The 20,916-nt window shown below is 49.9% G+C and carries 17 protein-coding genes and 1 tRNA gene; 11 read left to right on the top strand and 7 right to left on the bottom strand.

The features are described from left to right. Positions 1-105 precede the first annotated feature (105 nt). From WW58_RS05880 to WW58_RS05830, 10 genes are all read left to right on the top strand, one after another. Positions 106-1,020: an SMP-30/gluconolactonase/LRE family protein gene (locus WW58_RS05880; RefSeq protein ID WP_046436094.1), complete on the top strand. Its 915-nt coding sequence runs from the start codon at positions 106-108 to the stop codon at positions 1,018-1,020. 118 nt (positions 1,021-1,138) lie between these two features. Further along, positions 1,139-1,594: a GatB/YqeY domain-containing protein gene (locus WW58_RS05875; RefSeq protein WP_022198625.1), complete on the top strand. Its 456-nt coding sequence runs from the start codon at positions 1,139-1,141 to the stop codon at positions 1,592-1,594. Beyond that, positions 1,591-2,286 carry a 2-C-methyl-D-erythritol 4-phosphate cytidylyltransferase gene (gene ispD, locus WW58_RS05870; RefSeq protein ID WP_046436092.1) on the top strand — a complete coding sequence of 232 codons (696 nt, stop codon included), beginning with the start codon at positions 1,591-1,593 and terminating at the stop codon, positions 2,284-2,286. Before WW58_RS05875 ends, ispD begins: the two co-directional genes overlap by 4 nt. Beyond that, positions 2,283-3,137: an NAD-dependent epimerase/dehydratase family protein gene (locus WW58_RS13130; RefSeq protein ID WP_102758813.1), complete on the top strand. Its 855-nt coding sequence runs from the start codon at positions 2,283-2,285 to the stop codon at positions 3,135-3,137. The genes ispD and WW58_RS13130 overlap by 4 nt, the downstream gene beginning before the upstream one ends. Positions 3,138-3,327: 190 nt before the next feature. Beyond that, positions 3,328-4,293 (top strand): tryptophan--tRNA ligase, encoded by a 966-nt coding sequence (gene trpS / locus WW58_RS05860; RefSeq protein WP_046436091.1) that lies wholly within the window; start codon positions 3,328-3,330, stop codon positions 4,291-4,293. A gap of 78 nt (positions 4,294-4,371) precedes the next feature. Then, positions 4,372-4,842, top strand: coding sequence for a universal stress protein (locus WW58_RS05855; protein ID WP_012419131.1), 471 nt, complete (start codon positions 4,372-4,374; stop codon positions 4,840-4,842). A gap of 32 nt (positions 4,843-4,874) precedes the next feature. After that, entirely contained in the window at positions 4,875-5,678 is an 804-nt protein-coding gene (locus tag WW58_RS05850; protein ID WP_031929972.1) for a TIGR00282 family metallophosphoesterase, read from the top strand. Between the two features lie 324 nt (positions 5,679-6,002). After that, positions 6,003-6,797: a tRNA cyclic N6-threonylcarbamoyladenosine(37) synthase TcdA gene (gene tcdA / locus WW58_RS05840; protein WP_046436087.1), complete on the top strand. Its 795-nt coding sequence runs from the start codon at positions 6,003-6,005 to the stop codon at positions 6,795-6,797. Next, positions 6,794-7,309 carry a hypothetical protein gene (locus WW58_RS05835; RefSeq protein ID WP_046436086.1) on the top strand — a complete coding sequence of 172 codons (516 nt, stop codon included), beginning with the start codon at positions 6,794-6,796 and terminating at the stop codon, positions 7,307-7,309. Before tcdA ends, WW58_RS05835 begins: the two co-directional genes overlap by 4 nt. Positions 7,310-7,412: 103 nt before the next feature. Then, a tRNA-Leu gene (locus WW58_RS05830) sits at positions 7,413-7,498 on the top strand. A gap of 270 nt (positions 7,499-7,768) precedes the next feature. On the opposite strand, the gene WW58_RS05825 is transcribed toward WW58_RS05830, so the two are convergent. Together WW58_RS05825 and WW58_RS05820 are read right to left on the bottom strand one after the other, a co-directional pair. Continuing rightward, positions 7,769-10,879: a DEAD/DEAH box helicase gene (locus tag WW58_RS05825; RefSeq protein ID WP_046436084.1), complete on the bottom strand. Its 3,111-nt coding sequence runs from the start codon at positions 10,877-10,879 to the stop codon at positions 7,769-7,771. Further along, positions 10,869-11,687: a Hachiman antiphage defense system protein HamA gene (locus tag WW58_RS05820; RefSeq protein WP_046436082.1), complete on the bottom strand. Its 819-nt coding sequence runs from the start codon at positions 11,685-11,687 to the stop codon at positions 10,869-10,871. Before WW58_RS05820 ends, WW58_RS05825 begins: the two co-directional genes overlap by 11 nt. Before the next feature lie 690 nt (positions 11,688-12,377). On the opposite strand from WW58_RS05820, the gene WW58_RS05815 reads away from it, so the two are divergent. After that, complete coding sequence (locus WW58_RS05815; RefSeq protein ID WP_162000117.1) at positions 12,378-13,439, top strand: tyrosine-type recombinase/integrase; 1,062 nt, start codon at positions 12,378-12,380, stop codon at positions 13,437-13,439. A 926-nt stretch (positions 13,440-14,365) separates the two neighbouring features. On the opposite strand, the gene WW58_RS05810 is transcribed toward WW58_RS05815, so the two are convergent. From WW58_RS05810 to WW58_RS13120, 5 genes are all read right to left on the bottom strand, one after another. Next, positions 14,366-14,689, bottom strand: coding sequence for a hypothetical protein (locus WW58_RS05810; protein ID WP_046436078.1), 324 nt, complete (start codon positions 14,687-14,689; stop codon positions 14,366-14,368). 268 nt (positions 14,690-14,957) lie between these two features. Beyond that, positions 14,958-16,454, bottom strand: coding sequence for a GYF domain-containing protein (locus WW58_RS05805; RefSeq protein WP_146023959.1), 1,497 nt, complete (start codon positions 16,452-16,454; stop codon positions 14,958-14,960). Beyond that, entirely contained in the window at positions 16,352-17,491 is a 1,140-nt protein-coding gene (locus WW58_RS13125; RefSeq protein ID WP_146023958.1) for a GYF domain-containing protein, read from the bottom strand. The genes WW58_RS05805 and WW58_RS13125 overlap by 103 nt, the downstream gene beginning before the upstream one ends. A 39-nt stretch (positions 17,492-17,530) precedes the next feature. Then, complete coding sequence (locus WW58_RS05795; RefSeq protein ID WP_046436073.1) at positions 17,531-20,242, bottom strand: tetratricopeptide repeat protein; 2,712 nt, start codon at positions 20,240-20,242, stop codon at positions 17,531-17,533. An 80-nt stretch (positions 20,243-20,322) separates the two neighbouring features. Next, positions 20,323-20,916, bottom strand: a 594-nt coding sequence (locus tag WW58_RS13120; RefSeq protein WP_288143413.1) for a tetratricopeptide repeat protein, incomplete at its 5' end; no start/stop codon positions are given.

Below are 20,916 nucleotides of genomic sequence, written 5' to 3'. Positions count from 1 at the left end.
CCGAACGGGGCGCGACTCTGCCCGGCAGCCTATCATCCTCTACAGGGCTTGCATTTCCATTGCTCCCATGTCATAAGGATCAAGACTCTTATACCGCACCACCCCATGAAAGCGACACCACTCCTTCTCTGCCTGGCGTGCAGCGCGCTGGCCGCACCGCCGGCAAAAAAACAGCCGGAACCCGCCGAACCGCTGCCCGCCCTGGAAAAAAACACCATTGCCATTGACGGACATCCGGAAAGCGTGGCGGCGGATGCCGAGGGCAATATCTATTTCACCTGCATCGGCTCCAGGCTCACGCCTACGGAAAAAGACAAGGACGGCTATCTGGGCGTCATTCCGCACGGTTCCACAGAGCCGAAAAAAATCACGGACGTAGATACCCTGGACGCGCCGAAGGGGTTACTGTATCAGGACGGCTTTCTTTACTGCACAGACGTGGACATGGTCTTCAAGATAAACGCCAAGACCGGCGCTATTGAAGGATACGTGGACTTGTCCCCGTCCCGCATGAAATTCCTCAATGACCTGGCGTTCATCAATGGCAGGCTCATGGTTTCCTCCACGGATACCAACCAGATTTTCTATGTGGACACGAATACCAGCTCTTATGGAGAACTGGTGACCAAACAGCCCATCTACAAGCCGAACGGCCTGGCCTGGGATCCGGAAAGAAAGGTCATTTACCTCTGCGAATACGCAACGGATGAAAAGGGCAAACCCAGCGGACGCCTGCTCTCCATCAACCCCGTTTCCCGGGAGGTCACGGAACTTTCCAAGGAACGGGGACAGTACGATGGGCTGGTGTACCGTGACAACGCCCTATACTACAGCGACTGGTCCAAAGATAAAAAACCGGAAGCTGTCCGCAGGCTGGATCTGAAGACGGGGCGTTCCGCCCCGGTAGCTACCGGCCCAGTTGAAGGAGCGGCGGACTTTATCCTGTATGACTCCATGATGGTGGTTCCGGGCATGACGGAAAAGAAAATCCACATCATGCCCATTGGCGGAAAAAAATAAACCCGGCTGTTCCGCTTTTATTCCCCTTATCCGGGCCGCCGCGGTATTTCCTGCGCTGGCGGTCTTTTTCAATTTACGGCTTGAAGTACATCTGGAGATGCGCTTAGTTAATGGAAATATGAACAAGATTTCCGACCAAATCATGGAGGGGATGAAAACCGCCATGAAAGCAAAAGACACCGTTACCCTCAATACCCTGCGCGCCCTCAAGACGGCCCTCACGAACACGGCCATCGCCAAGGGAGGTCTGGGAACCCTGCTGGAAGAAGCGGAAGAACTGGCCGTAGTCCGCAAGCAAATCAAGCAGCGTGAGGACTCTGCGGAGCAATTCCGCTCCGCCGGACGCCCGGAACTGGCGGAAAAGGAAGAAGCTGAAATCGCCGTCCTCAAACAGTTCATGCCCGCGGAACTCACAGCAGAAGAAACGGCAGCCATTCTGGAAACCGTGATGAAGGAAACGGGAGCCTCTACCAAAAAAGACATGGGGCAGGTCATGAAACTCATGCAGGAACGCACGGCCGGCAGAGTCAACGGCAAGGAGCTGGCCCGCATGGTGTCAGCCAGACTGTCATGAAATGCTGCGCCGCCATCATCGTTGCGGCCGGGTCCTCCCGGCGCGCCGGATTTGACAAGCTGCTGGCCCCCCTGCACGGAGTCAAGGTGCTGGAACGCAGCATCCGCGCCTTTGCCAGCTGCCGGGAAATCACGGAAATCGTAGTCGTCTGCCCGGAAGAACGTTTTCATGCCATTAACGGCGCAGACCTGGAAACGGAAATACCCGTTACCCGTGTGGACGGAGGGGCGGAACGACATGAATCCGTGCAGAACGGACTGGCAGCCCTGCTTTATACCCCGGAATTCGTGGCCGTGCACGATGGAGCCCGCCCGCTCATTACGGTGGAGCAAATTTCCCGTTGCATTCAAACCGCCAGGGAATATGGGGCGGCCGCTTCCGCACATCCCGTAACGGATACCCTGAAGCGTGCGGATAAAAAACGCTTTACGATTCCGGAACAGGTGGAACGGGACGGCCTGTGGTGCATGGAAACCCCGCAGGTCTTCCAATACCCTCTTCTGCTGGACGCTTATGTGGAAGTCACGGAACGGAATATCCAGGTAACGGATGAAGTCACCGCCCTGCAGCTCATCGGCCACCCTACGCGCCTGGTGCATAATCATGAGCCCAATCCCAAAATCACATGGCCGGAAGACATTTCCCGCGCTGAAATGCTAATGGAACTCAAGCACCTCCGCAATGACTCATGACCGGCCTTCTGTGTAAGAATCCCCGCATCGTTCTCATTCTGGGAACAGGGTATCTGGGAAAAGCCCTGGCGGAAAGCCTGCGGAAAGCGGGACATACGGCCCTGACGGCGGATATTGACCCGCAAAAAGCCATTTACGAAGCCGACGTTGCAGACCGGGCCTCCATGCAGGGGCTGGCCGCCCGCATCCCCTCCCCCCAGATCATCGTCATGTGCGCCAGCACGAGGGGAGGCGGAGAGGAAGCCTACCGCAACCTTTACGCCAATGGGACGCGAAACACGCTGGAAGCCTTTCCCGGAACGCCGGTCATCTTCTGTTCCAGTACCGCCGTCTATGGAATCACGGACGGACGCTGGATTACGGAGGAACACAATGTCTATCCCTCCTCCGGAAAAAACGGGCTTCTTATTCAGGCGGAACAGACGGTCCTGGCAGCGGGAGGCACGGTCGTCCGGCTGGGAGCCCTGTACGGGCCGGGCCGCTGTGTTCTCGTCTCCCAGTACGTCACGAAGGGGACGGCCCTCCCCGGAGCCATGGACAGATGGCTCAATTACATCCACCGGGACGATGCCGCAGCCGCCCTGCACCTGCTCTGCACCCTGCGGGAACCGCCTGCCGGCATTTACAACCTGACGGACCGCACCCCCATGCAAATGGGAGAAATATACTCCTACCTTTCCAATTTGCTGGGGAAACCCGCTCCGCAGCCTGAACCGCTCCCGGCGGAAGCGCGCCGGGGCTTCTCCAACCAGAGGATTTCCTGCTCCCGCCTTCTGGCCCTGGGCTGGGAACCGCTCTACCCAAGCTTTGCGGACGGTGTGCATAACGTACTGGAGGCGCTGGAAGAGTAATTTTACCCCCATCCTTTTCCACGCTGACCGGCCCTTTCCGGACATTCCATAAATAAGAAGAGGCATCCCTTCTGAACGCATCTCGTGAGGCAGGCACATGCCGGAAAAAAATCCAGCCGACGGCCCCTCCTGTCTTTGACTCTCCCCTTTCTTGACTTGCCGGGCGCGAACAGGCAAAATCCCGCGCGCAATGCGTATCATCACAGGTCTTCAACCCAGCGGCAAGCTGCATGTCGGCAACTACTTCGGAGCCATGGAACCGGCCGTCCGCATGCAGGAAAGCGGAGAATCTTTCTACTTCCTGGCGGACTACCACGCCATGAGCACCGTTCACGACGCGAACACGCTGAGGGAAAACTGCAGCAACCTCGCTACGGACTTTCTGGCCGTGGGCCTGGATCCCGAAAAATGCGTCTTTTTCCGCCAGTCCGCCGTGCCGGAAGTCAATGAACTGGCCTGGATACTCAGCACCGTCTGTCCGATGGGCCTGCTGGAACGCTGCCATTCCTACAAAGATAAAATTGCCAAGGGATTCTCCCCCAGCAACGCCCTGTTCACCTACCCCGTGCTGATGGCGGCCGACATCCTGATGTATGACTCCGACCTGGTGCCCGTAGGCAAGGACCAGAAACAGCATCTGGAAGTCACACGCGACCTGGCGGGCAAAATGAACGAACAATTCGGAGAAGGCACCTGCAAACTTCCGGATGCGCTTATTGCGGAAAGCACAGCCATTGTTCCGGGGCTGGACGGGCAGAAAATGAGTAAAAGCTATAATAACACGCTTCCTATTTTCGGAGAGGAAAAAGCTGTCCGCAAACTCATCATGAGAATCCCTACGGATTCCACCCCCGTGGAAGATCCCAAGCCGACGGAAGGTTCCGTCATCCTGCAACTTTACAAACTCTTTGCCTCCGCGCAGGGTTATGAAAACATGGTGCGCGATTTCCAGAACGGGGGATGCGGCTATGGAGACTTCAAAAAGCGCCTCTTTGACGCTTACTGGGAATACTTCCGGCCCGCTCGCGAACGCAGGGCGGAACTGGAAGCCAATCAGGACTATGTGCGCCGGACGCTGGAAGAAGGCGCCCGCAAGGCGCGCGAGACGGCCTCTGTAGTGCTGGACAGGGTGCGCCGCGCCGTGGGGCTGGCCTAAAACGGAACACCCGGGAAAGCCGGGGCAGCACACGTTTTTTTGTGGCATGGAAAAGTACGGAATGTTATACAGAAAGATATGAAGAATATTCTGGTAGCTATTGATTTCTCCAACGCCACGGACGCCGTCATCCACCAAATCGGCAAACTGGCCTGCCCCAACGACAGCATCATCCATTTGCTCCACATTGTGGAACCCAGCATTTGCTATGAAGTTTCCGGCGTTCTGCCGGATGAAGTGCCCGTTCCCGTGATGGACCAGACGGAAGAAAACGAAGTTATTTCCATCGCCAAAAACCATTTGAAACAAACGGCGGAAAAACTCTCCCGGCTGACGGACGCCACGATCATCCAGGCGGTGGAAGATGAATTTGAAATCAGCGAAGCAGTCATTAATTATGCTGAAAAACACCACATCGACATGATCGTGGTGGGCAAGCATAACCACGGCTTCCTCTCCACCGTCTTTCTGGGCAGCGTCGCAAGCTCCGTGATGCGGAAATCCCCCGTGCCCGTTCTGGTAGTGCCCGTCACCAGGGAAGAACAGTAAAAACCGCCATCTGCGCCAGCTCCGTCCCAATCATGATTACCATACTCTTTATAGGCGATGTGGTCGGCGAACCCGGACGCACCGCCGTGAAGCACATGTTGCCGGAACTCAAACGGGAACACGGGGCGGACTTCATCATCGTCAACGGGGAAAACGCGGCTGCCGGGAGAGGCATCACGCCCCGTCTGGCACAGGAACTGCTGCACGCCGGAGTGGATGTCATCACAACGGGAGACCATGTCTGGGACCAGGCGGAGCTGGCCCCGTGGATGGAATCCGAACCGCGGGTGCTGCGTCCCGTCAACTATCCGCAGGGAACACCGGGGCACGGGAGCGTAGTCGTGGAAACTCCCAAGGGGAAAATAGCCGTCATGCAGGTTCAGGGGCGCTCATTCATTCAGCCGCCGCTGGAAAACCCCTTCCTCATCTCGGAAGCGGAAGCCAAAAGACTCAGGGAAGAAAAAGGCGTGCGGGTTATCTTTGTGGACATGCACGCGGAAACGACCAGTGAAAAAATCTCCACCGGCTACAATCTGGACGGCCTGGTTTCTGCCGTCGTCGGGACACATACCCATGTGCAGACGGCGGATGAAACCATTCTGGAGCGCGGCACGGCCTACCTGACGGACGCCGGCATGTGCGGCCCCGCCGTCGGGGTGCTGGGACGGGAACGGGAACCTATTCTCCAGCGTTTCCGCACCTCCATGCCGGCCAAATTCCCCGTAGCGAACTGGCCCGTGCGCCTCTGCGGAGCCGTCGTGCAAATAGATGAAGCCACAGGCAGGGCGCTCAGCATCGCCCGCATCAGCAAAATCGTGGAAAAACCGGCCTCCTGATATGCATGCTTCAGCAGCATTCCTCTTCCCGTGCCCGGTGGCGGTGCTCTGCGGATGTTCCGGACATGGCGGAAACCCCGTGAAGCGCGGCCAGGATGCGGATTATAAGAAAAACCTGTTTCAACGGACGCCCTCCATCACACTTGCGGAAGGAAAAAGCTGCCGGCGTCCCGCCCCCCCTTCCCGGAATAACGGGAAGCTGGCTGTGGCGTCCGGAATCCAAGGATTTCCCGCGTCTCCATATTTTCAGGATGAAGCAACGGACAGAAACCCGGGCGCCCTTATTCTCCTTAATCTCCCATACTCTGGAACAGACACGTGGTCATGAACTATGAAGCCAGATTCGGCGGTATAGGCCGCCTGTACGGAAACAGCGGACTATCTCTTCTCAGAAGCGCCCGCATAGCCGTCGTCGGCATTGGGGGTGTAGGTTCCTGGGCGGCGGAAGCCCTGGCTCGGTCAGGCGTAGGCACTATCATTCTGATGGATATGGACGACCTCTGCATTACCAACACCAACCGGCAAATACATGCGTTGGCGTCCACAATCGGGCAATCCAAAACGGAAACCATGGCCACACGCATCCGGGAAATCAACCCGGAAGCGGAAGTCATTCCCATCAGCAATTTCTACACGGCCTCCAACGCGGAAAAACTGCTGTCGGCGGAACCGGACGTCATCATTGACGCCATCGACTCCCTGATACCCAAGGCCCACCTCATCGCCTCCTGTTACCGCAGCAAGCAACCGCTGGTAACCTGCGGCGGCGCGGGAGGGCGCATCAATCCCGCCCGGATAGAAATAGACGACCTCTCCCGCACCAGGGGGGATCCCCTGCTCTCCAGCTTACGCTACAGGCTGAAAAAAGATTATGCCCTTCCGCTTGGAGAAAAAGCCCGGAAACTGAAAATCCCCTGCGTTTTCTCCCAAGAAACGCCCGTATATCCTACCTGCGACGGAACAACCTCCTGCACACGTAATCCGGAATTCCAGGGGAAAATGGGTTGTGACGCCGGATTCGGCTCCGTCACCCATATCACGGGAACCTTTGGCTTCTTTGCGGCTTCCGCCGCCATTCAAATGCTCTTAAATAAGAAAAAAACACCATCGTCATCATGAACAAACTCCTGCTTTCCCTGCTGGGGGCCGCCCTCCTTCCCGCCTTGACCCAGTGCAACACCCTGGAAAAAGACATTGCCGGCATCAACGCCCGCAATGCGGAAATAGCCCGCGAACCCAGGGGAAACTACTTCGTCGGCCGCCGCTACCATGTACCGGCAACGCGCTTCTGGGGATACCTGCGCCAGCCAGGCCAGACTTGGAGAACGGCCCAACTCGTCATCATGGATGAAAGCGCCTGCCGCACCCCGGACCGCCTGCCGGAATACACCGGAAATCCGCGCTACGCCTACGACAACAACTATGAATACAGGGTATACGGCAAATACACGGGCAAATACGGTTACGAACCCAATTCCAATCTGAGGCTGCCCATCTTCAAACCGACCAGGTTTGAGGTGGCCAACACCACCCCCGGCTGGCTCTTCAAACCCTCGGAAAAATATGATACCGGAGCCGTTACTCTGCGCCCTGCTATCATGCCCTCGACAACCTCCCTCCCGGTCCGGTAAGAAAAACCTGTCCGCAAAAACGGGCCCGGAAAGATAAAAAAGAAGAAAAAGCTTGATATTTTCATTTCTCTGCGCTAAAAACTCCCCGCCTTAAGGCCTCCATGCTCAGGTGGCGGAATTGGTAGACGCGCTAGACTAAGGATCTAGTGGTGATAAACCGTAGGGGTTCGAGTCCCCTCCCGAGCACCAATTGATAAACCTCTTAATTCGAAAGAATTAAGAGGTTTTCCTTTACCCGGATTGCAAGGTCTCCAATTTATAGCCATTATCAAAATCAGGCACGAATTCGCAAAATTCGGAACACGTTTGGTAGCCATTGGTAGCCGAAATCGCTCTTCCAAAGCCACATTTACAGTCGCATGTACAACCTTGAATTTTCTCTGACAACTATTATTGTATACTCCGCGCACTTACTAAAACATTAGGGCGCAAGATAGCCCTGATCGATAATTTAGATTGCTACTGCAGGAGTTCTTTCATTCGTTCCTGAAAATACCTTGGGTATTTTTCTACCGCTAAATTGGCTTCTTCCCTATTTTGTTTCAGCTCTTTGACTATATCCTTCTTTTGGGTTGCGGCCAAATTTAAGGATGCAACGAGGTCTTGAACGATGACACGATCCGAAAAGCCGAGCTCATAAAGAGCAATGGTAGTTTCTGAGGGCAGTCCATATTTCAGGCGCTTTTGGAAAAGTTTCAGACGATTAACCTGCTCTCCGGTATCATCTTGGACGAGTTCACATACAGCACTTACAACAAGCGCACCGTCATAAGCAAGTACTCCTTCGCAGACCTCAACGACGTGATCGATCTTGAACTCTCTCCGTTGGGTACCCCACATCATCTTGGCTTTCCTCGTATGGATGACTTTCAGGAATTCACTAAAAGGCTTTCCTCTGAGCCATCCATGCGCGATTTCTTTAAGAACCTCTTGTTTATCGAACTTGGTGAATATACCACGATTGATATGTCGGATGAGCAATGGCCAAATAAGATCAAGCACTTCTGTTTCGTCAACGATGGAAAGTAGACTGTCAGCGTTGGACTGAACCCATTCCTCAATGGCTTGAGCCTCCTGAATTCCGTAAAGCATCCTACCATAGATTTTACGGCGAACTGGATTGGTGATTCTTTCCGAGATGTTCTCAGCAAGGAGCTGAAACAAGTCACAGAGATGATCCTTTTTTTCTTTATCTGCAAGGAAGAAAGCCAACGTTCCTTCGGCAAGGCGAATCACATCGGCTTTCGAAAGGCCATTCTCCGATTCATCCCAATGGGATAAGAGAAAACTCTCTACAGCACAAATGAGTCTAATTCTCCATGCAAATTGCTGTTCGATACTATCTCGAGAGCATCCTTTGTCTGCATGCCGTGTCGTTATTTCAACTGCTAGTTTGTTAACTCCATCAGAATCGGTGATATAGGCTTTAACAAAATCCAAAATCTCTATGGGGATGATGTATTTTCCGTTATCACTCTTGAGAGGATCGAAGATCGATAGAAGATTGCTAATGCATGGCTCAGAATTGCGGGGTTCCAGAAGTTTTTTCACCTGATTCCATCTCCATTTATCCTTATGATCCTTTCGCTCGTCATAGATCATCGGATCTGCAAACAGGATGCTGCCTTCAGTATGCATTCCAGCTCGACCTGCTCTGCCAATTAGATTGTGGAAATCGCGGACCTTGATACGTTCCACTCCTTGGTAAATACTGGTTACAATAAGATACCGAATTGGAAGATTCACGCCTTGTGCTAAGGTGGATGTGCAAACAACAAATCGGACAAGGTTATTGCGCATAGCATGCTCTACCGCCAACCGAATACCATGCGGAGTATTACCGTGATGGGAAAAAATGCCGTGTGCCGCGCTCTGGGATGCTGGCGAGTCAGTACCGAGATTTTCGACGTGTAAACGTGCTAGCCGCTCAACTTCCTGAGTGTTTGAAAAATCTGACGGCAACGCTAAAGGTGAACCGCGCTCAATGATATTGACGGCTTTTTCACAGATTTTGGCCGCTGTCGATTTCCTTCCACAAAAAATAGCAATACTGCCATTTGGCACTAATTTCAAGCCGAGATACAGCGCAATAGACTGACCATCCGTCCTTTCAGGAAACAAACGTGTTCCCCTTTCTCGTTTTTTCTTCTTGAGATTGAAACTTTCAATTACCCTCGGAACGAAAAATTCTTTTTGCTCAGCATCACGACTGTCAACGTACTCAATTCTTCCCAACGAATCAAGCCAGCTCACGAATCCGACCGATCTGAACGTCGGAATCAGGGTTGTGCCTTCGACGACGTTAGGCTCACCGTTCAGCCATTCTCCTACAGCCTCGGCGTTACTGATGACCGCAGAAATCAGCACCTTCTGGGTCTCTTTGGGAATCATGAAACGCAACGATGTTAAGAGTAGTTCATATGTGATTCCTCGGGTGCCGCTGTCGAATTGGTGGCCTTCATCAAAGACCAGCAGGCCAACGTGGGCCGCCAGATCTGGAGCGTGTCGAAGGACGTAGATCAGCTTTTCTGGGGTTACTACAAGGATCTGTTGGTGTCCTAAGAATTCAGTAATTTTGAAGTCAGTCTGTAAGACATCGGATAATTCGTCTACTATAGTGGGTTCGTTATGGAATGCTTCTACAAGACTGTTCTTAATCTCATGGCACAGTGCCCTGAACGGAGCGATGATGATGGCCAGTGAAACACGGTCGGCCAAAAATGCACTTCGCAGGATCAATTCTGTTGCCTTCGTTTTACCTGCGCTGGTGGGCATTTGAACGATAGCAGACTTGCCTTTGAGAACATTAGCCTTACCCATAAGATGTTGCGCGGGCCAAAGTTCCTTGATGAACGAATCCTTTTGAAGTGCAAGGAGCCATTTGTCTTGAGACAACCCGGAATATGACGGTAAAGCCTGCCATGCAGAGTTTTCGAGCTTTTTTCTCAGAACGGCCGCTATCACATCGCCAAATAGAAGCTGTCTGGGTGTTCCGAATTGATAGGCAGTGTTCCTCAACTTCGTGGCCAAACCTAGAAGAGTGGCTTCGCCATATCCTTTCTTGAAAAACTGGCAAATCCACTTTGAAATTTCGTCGATGGATTTTCCGAATGGTCCTTCGGTTCCATCAAAATGGGTTTCCAAATCGGCCTTCAACAGCCAGAGCAGTAGGTTTTCCAAACCACCGGCATCCAGATCCGGGCATCCCCTATCAATGCTATTAGCCAAAACAGACGCGCTTCCGGGAAGATCGCACAAGTAATAGGAGGCGGAGCCAATAAGTACGAGGTATGGATCAAGTATTTCGTTTAGCTTTGACTGGATATAAGAGTCAAAAAAACGCGCAGAGAAGAGCAGATTAGCCCTCATCTCCAGAAGGAGATCGGAATCTAGTCCCTCCCGGTTGATTGCGGCGGCAAGATCGCCCAGCACGCCAATCGAGAGGGTGAAGAGCCTTGCCGGATCTTGTGTAATTTTGATGTGATGCTTTTCCGGGATACCGTACTCAAACATCTTAGCCTTTGACCTGGTTACGCCAAGCAGGAGTTGGGATTTCTGTTCAGGCCTCATCTGCAGCCCTCCTGTAGAGTTCGTGAACAAGTGCCATCATCTGATCTCCCTTGATAATCAATAAAAAAAGTTCACCTGAATGTGGATGATAGGATGAATCGGTCAAAGATTCCAAGCGCTCGTCAAAAAACAGATTATCAAAAAGAGCGACAGCCCCATAAATTTCCTTGTATGGGTGATCTACCTCATTTTGGAAGCGTTCAATTTTTTCAGCATTATTAAGCTCATTCCGGACATATAGCCTTTGCTTGATAGCATTCAAAGACTCAGCCTTTCGAGCGATATCTTTCGTTGATCCATCCACCGCATCTTGAAGCCTTGCCTTATTCTTCTTTGTAGAGAACTGAGCCTTCGCTTCAAAAATTGCAAGCTTATCCTCTGAAGAAGCGTTACCATCCTTGACGATATGAAAGCCGATTATATCACTGCCTTTGGTAGATTCATTCCGAATGGTTTTGTCACCGTAGCGTGTACGTGGAACCCAATATTTAAGTATGTATTCAAGAAAATCGGCAACAAGTACTTCTCCAAAGTCGCCAGCACGAATACTTGGCCCTGGTGGATCTTGGGGACTCGGGAATTTTATAGTGTTAAGATACTCTCCGCGAGAGTACTTATACCCTTTGCGCCAATAATCAATTTCACTATCAAAGCAGTAGTGATTCCGAAAGTGCTTAGACCATGCGGAGAGAACAAATTCGTCTTTTTCATGGCGAAATTCCCAAATATGAACCTCCTTGCCGTCTGCGGTGTGTAATCGTTGGCCTGTATCGACCAGCCATTTAGAGTGTTCTGAAGTCCAAGGCATATCATTTCGTTCCTGATTTTTATTTCCCCTTCCATTTCAACGGCTCATCATCTAGTCCGTAGCAAACAATGTCGGTACAGACACTACACCAATTGACCATCACAAATTATATTGATGAATTATTAAAATCAAGCGTTTTGCTCGATCCATTTCATTGTGGAGAGCACCATCGTCAAACGTAGGTTACGTCTACCTTTTCCATATCTGCCCCTAAATTCACTAACGTCTTTTCCTGTCACAATAAACTTGCGGAATACTCCACCTAGGCAGATATTGCTAGAAACTCAACGAATATTTTAACTGAATGAATTACAGACAATATAGATGATTTGTATTAACAGGAACATCTCATATCCGTCATTATTCGGGGTGTGACGAGATTAAGGGCATGACCCTGTCGTGGAAATGTGCTACAAAGAGGCAATGCCCAAACCTTCCGTCATACGATGCGTTCTTGATGAACAACGCAAGGCTCAAAACAGGAAAGCGGTCTACCGTGTTTCCATACCGGCGGAGTTGTCGGAAACAGGCAAGAGGCAGAATCGTTATTTTACGACACAACGGGAAGGAAACGCTTTTGCCGCTCAGTTGCGAACGAGAAGGAATGCGGAAGGAAGCAGCGTGTTCCAGGTTTCTGCGGCAGAGGCTCAGTTGTTCCGGGAGGCGCAGGACATTCTGGAGCCTTATGGCGTGGATGTTTTCGGTTTTGTGAAAGGAATGGCCCCGGTGCTGGAACTGGTGCAGGAAGTTTCGGAAATCGGACGGCTTGTCCGGATGGGGCTGGAGCAGGAAAAGAGAGACAGCAAATCCATCCCTTTTTGTGACGCAGTATCAAGGCTGCTGGAAGTGAAACAAGACGTTCAGAAGCGTCGGGAAAGTACACTTGCACAGATCCGCTACATAACCGGACGCATCGGCAAATGCTGCCCGGATTTCGCTGTGACATTGCTCTCTCAGCTCACGACGGAAGATTGCCGGCAGATGATCTCCCAAACCTTCAAACCTGATAAGCAGAAGAATGATGCACGGAAAATCCTCAGCAGTATCTTCAACTTCGGTATCAAGAGGAAATGGTGCCGTGACAATCCGGCTCAAGCCCTTGACATTATTTCCATTCAGGAACATGAAATCCATCCCTTGATTCCGGAAGAAATACAGGCCTTATTTATGGCGTGCCGTCCACCATCGCCGGAAGAGAAGGCTCAGCCCAAAACGAGAAAGAAAACCGTAGAAGGTGCAAGATTGGATTTGACCTGTTGCCTGGCTCCACTTGCGATCATGACGTTTGCCGGAATTCGCCCGCAGGAAGTAACCAGGCTGACTTGGAATGACATCTTTTTGGACACTCCGTCAAAAGTCATCAAAGTACGCAGTATGGCCTCAAAAACGGGAGGGACACGTCAAGTAAGTATATGTGCGGCATTAGAGTCTTGGTTGCGCATAGCTCCTCGTCAGGAGGATAACTCCATATGTCCGCCCCAGTGGCCCGTCCGATGGGCAGGGCTTCGTTATAGAGCGGGATGGGATGCCAATGGGAAACGATGGCCTAACGACGCCTTGCGCCACACCTTCGCCAGCTACCATGTCCTTACTCATCGAGACATTCCCCGGCTTCAATTGGAAATGGGACACTCCAGCTCTACCCAGATCATGCACCGTTACATGAATCTGTCTGGGGTGGATCAAGAGATGGCGGAGTGTTTTTGGAACATCGTTCCCGAAGAAGATTTCTACGCTGACCGGAATGCATAACACTGCCTACTGATTCATAAGTCCTGGGATATCTTCTTCTCTTCTCACTTATTTTTAGTTTGTTTGTAGGAGGAAAGAGAAATAGACACCATGAAAGCGTCAAATTCAGCGGCATGATGCTTCTGAATTCCCCCATGGGGACGGATCATCCTGACATGATTTGAACTCATGGCTTCTGCCAGTAATTTGCAATGGTCGATTTACTCGTATCGTAACGTTTGGCAAGAGTAGCCTGATCTGCCCAGACGACCGAACCGGATTCGGCAGCCTGCCGGGCAAGAAGCACCTCCAGACATTCCTAAATGCCCCTTAGTTCTTCAATAATGTCTCAGCAGAGACAAATGCACCTTCTATGATTTTCATGTTACTTTTAGGATAAATCTATTATGACTTGGATTTTTGTTGGACTTTGTCCAACAAACAGGTAGCTTAAGGATATTATGAGGTTATGTTGTACTGGATCGATGTTGAGTTAGGGTAAGATTTTGTTGACTATCAACGCATTATTATACAAAAGGTGCGTCAACGCTTTTTATCTCAAAATCTTACATTTGAGACTCTTGCTTAGTAATATCAATTACAGAATGGTGGCTCGTATTTACCCCCTTTTCCATTACATCTGCTATTTTTGAAATATATTTTTTGATTTTATATCATACATTTTTAATTTTCATCAAAAAAAATATGATATAATTATGAATGTATGGTATTTTTATTATTTTCTTCCTCTGCTCCCTCATCTCTTTTCGCCCACCCACTCACGGGTAAAGATGACAAAAATCCGTCAACTCTTTGTTTTCTTTTAACACAGCAATCTTGGTACTGGAAGGCCAGCGTTATTAAATGGTGTTGTCTTTCATGATAGGAGACCCACCTCTTCAGTCATTGCCGGGCTAGTATTCATTATTTCTGTTTTTCTTACGGATCTATGAAATTGCTATCTGTGACCCTATAATAACCTCTTCAGTAACATGATACTCGTAAATATCCCGATCTGCCCGGTTTGCAAAGCAATGCCAGACAATGGCGCCGGTCATTAAGAGGATGAACAAAAGAAAGCAGACAAGCGCCTTATTCCTTCTCGAAAGGACGGGCTTATCATGAACATGGGGAATTGATGGGCCGCACTCCTGCTCGATGCACCTGATAAGTTCATCATGATAGTGTGCGGCAGTTTCTCTGAGACAAATGTCCGGCACTTCCTTGTTTTTATGATCCTCCTCTTTAGTAATGGATGGTCTGTTTTTCATTGTTGTTTTCCTTGTTGGTGACATGCGTTCCCCTGGCAGGAACATACGGCATGGCGTGAAAAGGGTTATCAGAGACAGCACCTGCCGTGAATGATGAGCTTGACCAGCCATTGCCCTCTTTTGGGGAAGGAACTTGAAAGATGGATAATAACTGTTGCTCAATTGCCACACTTGAAGAATATCCTCGCTACAGGAATACAGCATTCCCGGCCTGTTGGCAAAAACAGCGCCGGCGCATAACGAGGACACAGTATATCGGCACATGATACTAAAGGTCTATTTTATGTTCCCTAGCTTGCCTGACCTGGATTAATCCTGCATTGAGGAGTAAAAAGACCATACTCCAGCAAATGACGGCACATATCCCCCATTTTGCATAATACAATAATGCCGACTTATACAACAAAGGACTGTTCCAAAACATGTGAAGCCCTATCGGGATAACGGCAATTCGCCAAAAAGAGGGTTGAAGAATGGAGGGAATGTTGTTCTGCCGTTGTTTCTTCATCGCAAGCCAGAATGCCCCGGCCATGATTGCCGACCAGGAAACATGACCAAAGGGAGCAAAAATTCCTCTCATTACCGCTATATCCAATGGATCCGGACCTGGGCCGGTATATTCAGAATTCACGATATAACCCGCTGTTTCAAAACCAGCGAAACCGGCGCCTACAGCGGCACCACACAACATGCCATTTAAAATTTGCCCATTCAGAAAGAATTTTCGGGCAAAGAAAATGGCAACAACAAGTTTTGCGGCTTCTTCAATGGGACCGGCCCAGTAAGCAGCCCTGGGATTACCGGAAAGCTCGTTCAAAATCATTGTAACAATCAAAGACAAAATCCCTCCACCTAGCACCAGGACGATAATCGAATACCACGAGATGTTCCTTCTGACATTAAATTCCGCAAACAGGACAAGAATGGAAAAGGGCACAGTAAAACTTATGGAAAACAACAGACCTAAATAAGCGGCACCAGAAACTACAGGAGCGTTATTAAATGCCTCAAACATGAGTCTCCACCCGATGCATATCAACAGGGAAAGCGCGAGAATGCGGGTGAAGAGCCATGGCGAAGGCCAATCCGTAGATATTTCTTCCAGCGCTGGGGTAGATTTCGACCCGCCTGACGTAAAAAAATCTATCCTTTCCTGCGCCGTCCTGCGGCGGAATACCCCTTTGAATATGCTTTTCAAACTGAATCTTTCTATGGGAGAAAGGCCGGTCAGAGATGATAGCATTCCAAAAACCCCCACCCAGAAGGAGCTTTCCTCCTGATAGCCGCTGACAAATTCCCCCACTCTTACCCACTCGGCCATTCCCTCTTTCCACAGGAACGCCTCAGGAGAAAGCTGTCCGGTCGCGTACCAGTTGCTTATTTCCTTGAATGTATAGGGTCCCTTGCGGCTTTCTCCGCCCGCTGAAAGAAAATAAGACGCTTCCTCCTTCCCCGGTCTGGAAGCGTCTGATGTACCCGCCTGTTGCGAATGCGGTTCGTCCTTCTTTTTTTGAACTTCGCGAAGAGGAAGCCATGCCGGCATTCCTTCCGTCCATACCAGATCATCTCCGCTGATTCTTCGGGAAGCATATAGTTTATCTATCTTCTCCCATGGAAACGGCCCCATTTGAGTTCCGTCCGGCAGTTTGATCAAATAAGATTTCATCTTGCCTCTTCTTGTTGTGAATATTTCTTTTTCCTTTCTTGAGGACGTGGAAATGCCTGAATAATTCTTTCCGTGTACCAGAACACCGCGATCGGCCATGGGATCCAAAGCCAGGAAAGAAGATCAGAAAATGGTCTAAATTCAGGGAGGGCTCCAGTAATGATACTGCCTCCAAAGGTGAGTTGTGAAAACAGCACGAAGGCAAACATCGGCCATGCTTTCAGCCGGAGGCTGGTTTGCCGGGAGGCCCGGGCAAGCCAGGAGGCGTTGTCGGCTAATCCGACAAAGCAGACATACATCCAGTATAAATTAAATACGGGAACGAACAACAGCCCCACAGCCTGCCCCGCTGAGGGGACGCGACGACCATACCGGGCAATGGGCTGTATGCATTTCCACGCCCTCCATGTATTGATCAGCAATGCAATCTGAGTATACAAAAAGAATAATATTCCTATACCTATAACCGTTAGGCTAACCCGGGCATTACCTGCATAGGTTGCTGATGCCACTATAATCAGCAACGGGGACAAAAGATACAGCATGGTCATTGTCCAGAACGCTCTCATGTCATACCTCTGCCCAGAGGGAGTACTTCTTTCATCCTGCAACGGAGGATTGCCGTATGAAGCGGTTTCTTCTAATGGAGGCGATGTCTTGGGCACAGGAGGCATTTCCGGCATTAAATGAGAATTCTTGTCATCTTCGCTTGAGCAAGAAGAACGGGAGCCTTCCCTCCTTCCTCCTGTGATTTCAGGAGAAGCAGTCTGTTGAACATTTTCCCCGATTAACGTTTCAAGCGCTTCCCATGAGGATGCGCCCGTCTTGCAGCAAAGAAGGGATCCGGCCAAACGACCGTTGCGATACAGGGCTTTCATTTGTTCTTTGGTGTAAGGGCCTTCAGTGTCTCCATCCGGCAGCGCAATCAGATAGGAGGATTCATCAGCCTCCTTCCGGGGATTGCCCTCCAAAACTTTTGCCGCAATGTCTGAATATGTGCCCCATTCAGAAGACTGGGTTTCACGAATACGGGTATCAGACCGTATGGAACCCTCTTCATGGAGAACTTGAAGCACATGCTCGGAATAGGGGCCTTGCAGATTCCCGGAATCGTCGCAAATAAAATATTTTTTCATCTTTGATTTGAAAATTGAGTTCTAATATCCGTGATGCTGTTACAATTTTCTGCACAACCTGCAAAAAACTCCTAAAGGAATGACAATCAGGAGCCCCAGAAAAATCAACGGGAGAGCCATCCCGGAAAGCGGGCTACAATTCGTGTCCTCTGAAACAGGATCCGTATCTTCTGAAATGCCAAGTCTCCGATAAATATCTTCCGGGCGATCCATGGAACCACCCATAATGCGGCTTCTCGCTTCGATAATGTCCCTGGCTCGTTGCCTGCATGCCAGAGACAAATTAGGGTCATAGGTTTCTTGTGAAGTGCCTATCATTTTATCAACCTCTTCCGCCCATACCTCATCTCCCATTTCCATGACAGTAGGTAACGAAGGAAAGGCTCTGGACAAACTGGGGTGATAGGCTGTTCCCTGTCCTGTTTTATTCGAAAGAGCACGGTAGTGGGCCATGTTGGTCAGGTACTGACGCATGGCCGGGTCAATGGTTCCCTTGTCGGCGTAAGCTTTCTCGGCGGCCTTTGAGATCTCGACGGGGTCCGTGGACGTCTGAATGACGTTCCTGTTCTTCTCGTCAATTCCCTCCAAGGCTCGTGGGTCAGGAGAACCCAAGGTGCGATATATCATCCTGTTGGTGTCGGTATCGCTCATGTACTTGACGGGAGGTGTTGCAGGAGCCTCGGGCCTGTCCGGAACTGTTGGATGAGACAGTGTGGAAGGCGCTTTTACCGCATCCATGTTCTCTTCTGCTTCTTTTCGTATTTTGGGTAATGCTTTAATAGCAAGCTCATCACTTTGGGCTGCGGCTTTTTCCATCCAAAACAATGCCTGTTTTAAATCTTTTTGTGTTCCTTCTCCTTTGTAATAGAGAGAGGCTAATATAAATGAATCGCCTTGAACTCCTGCCGCCGCCGATCTTGAAAACCACTTGAAGGCTTTTTTATAGAAGACTGAATTACTTTCGGCAAGTCGATGATAAAACCAGGCTGTTCGTGATTTTAAAAAAGGATGCTCACACACGGCGCGGGATGGTTTGTATTCACGATTATCCGACATGAATTGATCCACGACGGATTTCCAAGAATTTTCATTTATTTTACCTTTACCGCGTTCATTCACCAATCTGTTTATTTCCGGATCAAATGCTTGGCGTAACCTATTGATTTCTTCCATTTTTTCATTAAACTTTCCATCTTTGACAGCCTTTAAGATAGGCAAAAAATCTTTCTTTTCCACCAGGCATCCATTCTCCAAAAGGATTTCAACTATGTCCGGCTTTTCAAACATGACGGCACATTGCAATAATGAAAGGTGATCCCTTTCCGGATATTTATAATTGATGTCTCCTTTCCCGGAATGAACAATCTTGTCAAACAAATCAACATCATCCCTCAAAATGCAATTCAGCATGAGTTCATAATAATCTCCTTTGGACAGATCTTCCACTCTAGCGGCCAGGACTTCCGCGTCCGCCGAACTGTTTTTCAACATGGCGACTAACTGTCTTTCCCGTTCTTCCTCCTGTTCACGGGCGATATGCTCTTTTCTCAGACGCTGTTCTTTTCTCGCTCTTGCTTGCTGAAATTTTTCTTCCTTGTTCTTCTCACGAGCTAACTGTTGTTCCCTTTCTTCCTGTTCACGGGCAATTTCTTCCTGCCGTCTGTCCTCTTTATCCCTGACTTCCTCAAACCGGCTTCTGAAATCTATCTCTCCATGATAGGACTCGGCTATCGCCGCAACGGCAAGAGCCAGACTCTCCGCGTCCTGAGGAATGGTCTTATACAAGGTGCAGGCCAGAGTATCGCTTTGCTTCAACGCCTGGAGAAGTTCCCTCTTTCCACTAATAAGAGCATGTTCCGCGTTCAGGACAATCTCTCTTGCCTGCTTACGGGCACGATTGGCCATATAGGAGTTAGGCTCTCCCGTCAATGGATTCGGCCTCATGTTATTCTCCGCCTGGCGTTCATATTGTTCCGCTTTGGCCTTGGCTCCGGCTTGCTGCTGCAAGGCCTTTTTGTAAGCGGACTGCGCGGTAAAAAGCCGTTTGATGGATTGAATGACCTGCTCCGCCTGATTCCGCCCTGCGGGATCCAAGGACTTTTTACTCTGCTCCAATCTTTTGACGACTGTCCTGGCCCCCTCGACACTCCCTCCGCTTATTTCCTTCAAGGAACCGTCCGCGTACGGTATCCGGGTTTTTTCTTCTCTTCCGGCAGACCTGGAATCCGTCCCAACAGTATTTTTATCTGCCTCTTTTCTCTTCTGTTCTTCTTGCAAGCGTCGTTGGTTCCTCTTCTCCCTCAATGCGGCCTGCTGTTGCTCACAGGCTGATTTTCCCATCCAGACACCGTTGACAAAACGCTTTCCGGAATCATAGTTGTCCTGGTATTCCTGCAATCGCTTCAGCCATGGATCGAGAATAGCTGAAGACTTCGGAAAGCGTTTCCGAAAAACGCCCATCTCATATTTCTGCTTGAGGAGCATCTCATATTGAACCGAATCAGAGAGTTCTGAAGGAAGGCCCATTGGAATATCAATGTACCAATAGAGATTCTCAGGCAGGTAGATATCTTTTCCCTTTACGTTGAATATCCCTTTGTTTCCACTCAGCTTTCTCCTGCTGTACGTTGCTATTTTGGCCATGGAGTCCTCATGGAAAGCTTGATCCTTCCAGGCGACGATACCGGCGCCTTCACATAATAAGGTCGAAAAAACTGATAATCCGATGATGTAAGAAAAAACGCGTTTCATGATGTTGGTGGACGGAAGCTATGGAAGAAAATTCTTCATTTTTTACGTAAATTTTTCCTAAACAAAAACTCCTGTCTATTTTAGTTAGGATTACATTTTTTCTCCACACTTTGAATTTTGGAAGCCGGATGTTTTTCTAGAAGTTTATTCAATAAGTATTTTGCTTCCCCGTTTCCCAAATTGGCAGCTTTATTATACCACTCGGCCGCCTTATCAAGGTTCTTGGCAACTCCATCACCCGTTTCATAACAGTAGCCAAGATTAACTTGTGCTCTGGTAAATCCTTGCTCGGCTGCTTTCATGAGCCAGGTCACGGCGGATTTACGATCGCCGATACTTTGAAAAGTGTTCGCTATTTCAAATTGAGCTTCCGGATCTCCCAGGTTCGCAGCCCTGGCAAGATATTCCATGTATTTTTTATCGTCTGATTTGAGCCTGTAAATTGTAGCAAGGTAAAAATGCGCACGAACATGACCTTGAACCGCTGCTTTTTCGTACCACTCGGCAGCTTTGTCGTAATCTCTGGGTACGATACCGTAAGACCTGTCAAATACGCGTTTGGGATCGGTTGAACCATCTCCTACTTCATAAAAATACCCCAAATTGACCATGGCACTGGAATTACCTTGCTCTGCCGATTTAAGCGTCCACTGAAAGGCAAGCTTCGGGTCTTT

It is taken from the genome of Akkermansia sp. UNK.MGS-1 (assembly GCF_000980515.1).
Taxonomy (GTDB): Bacteria; Verrucomicrobiota; Verrucomicrobiia; order Verrucomicrobiales; family Akkermansiaceae; genus Akkermansia; species Akkermansia muciniphila.
This window is presented reverse-complemented; position numbering and strand designations above follow the sequence as displayed.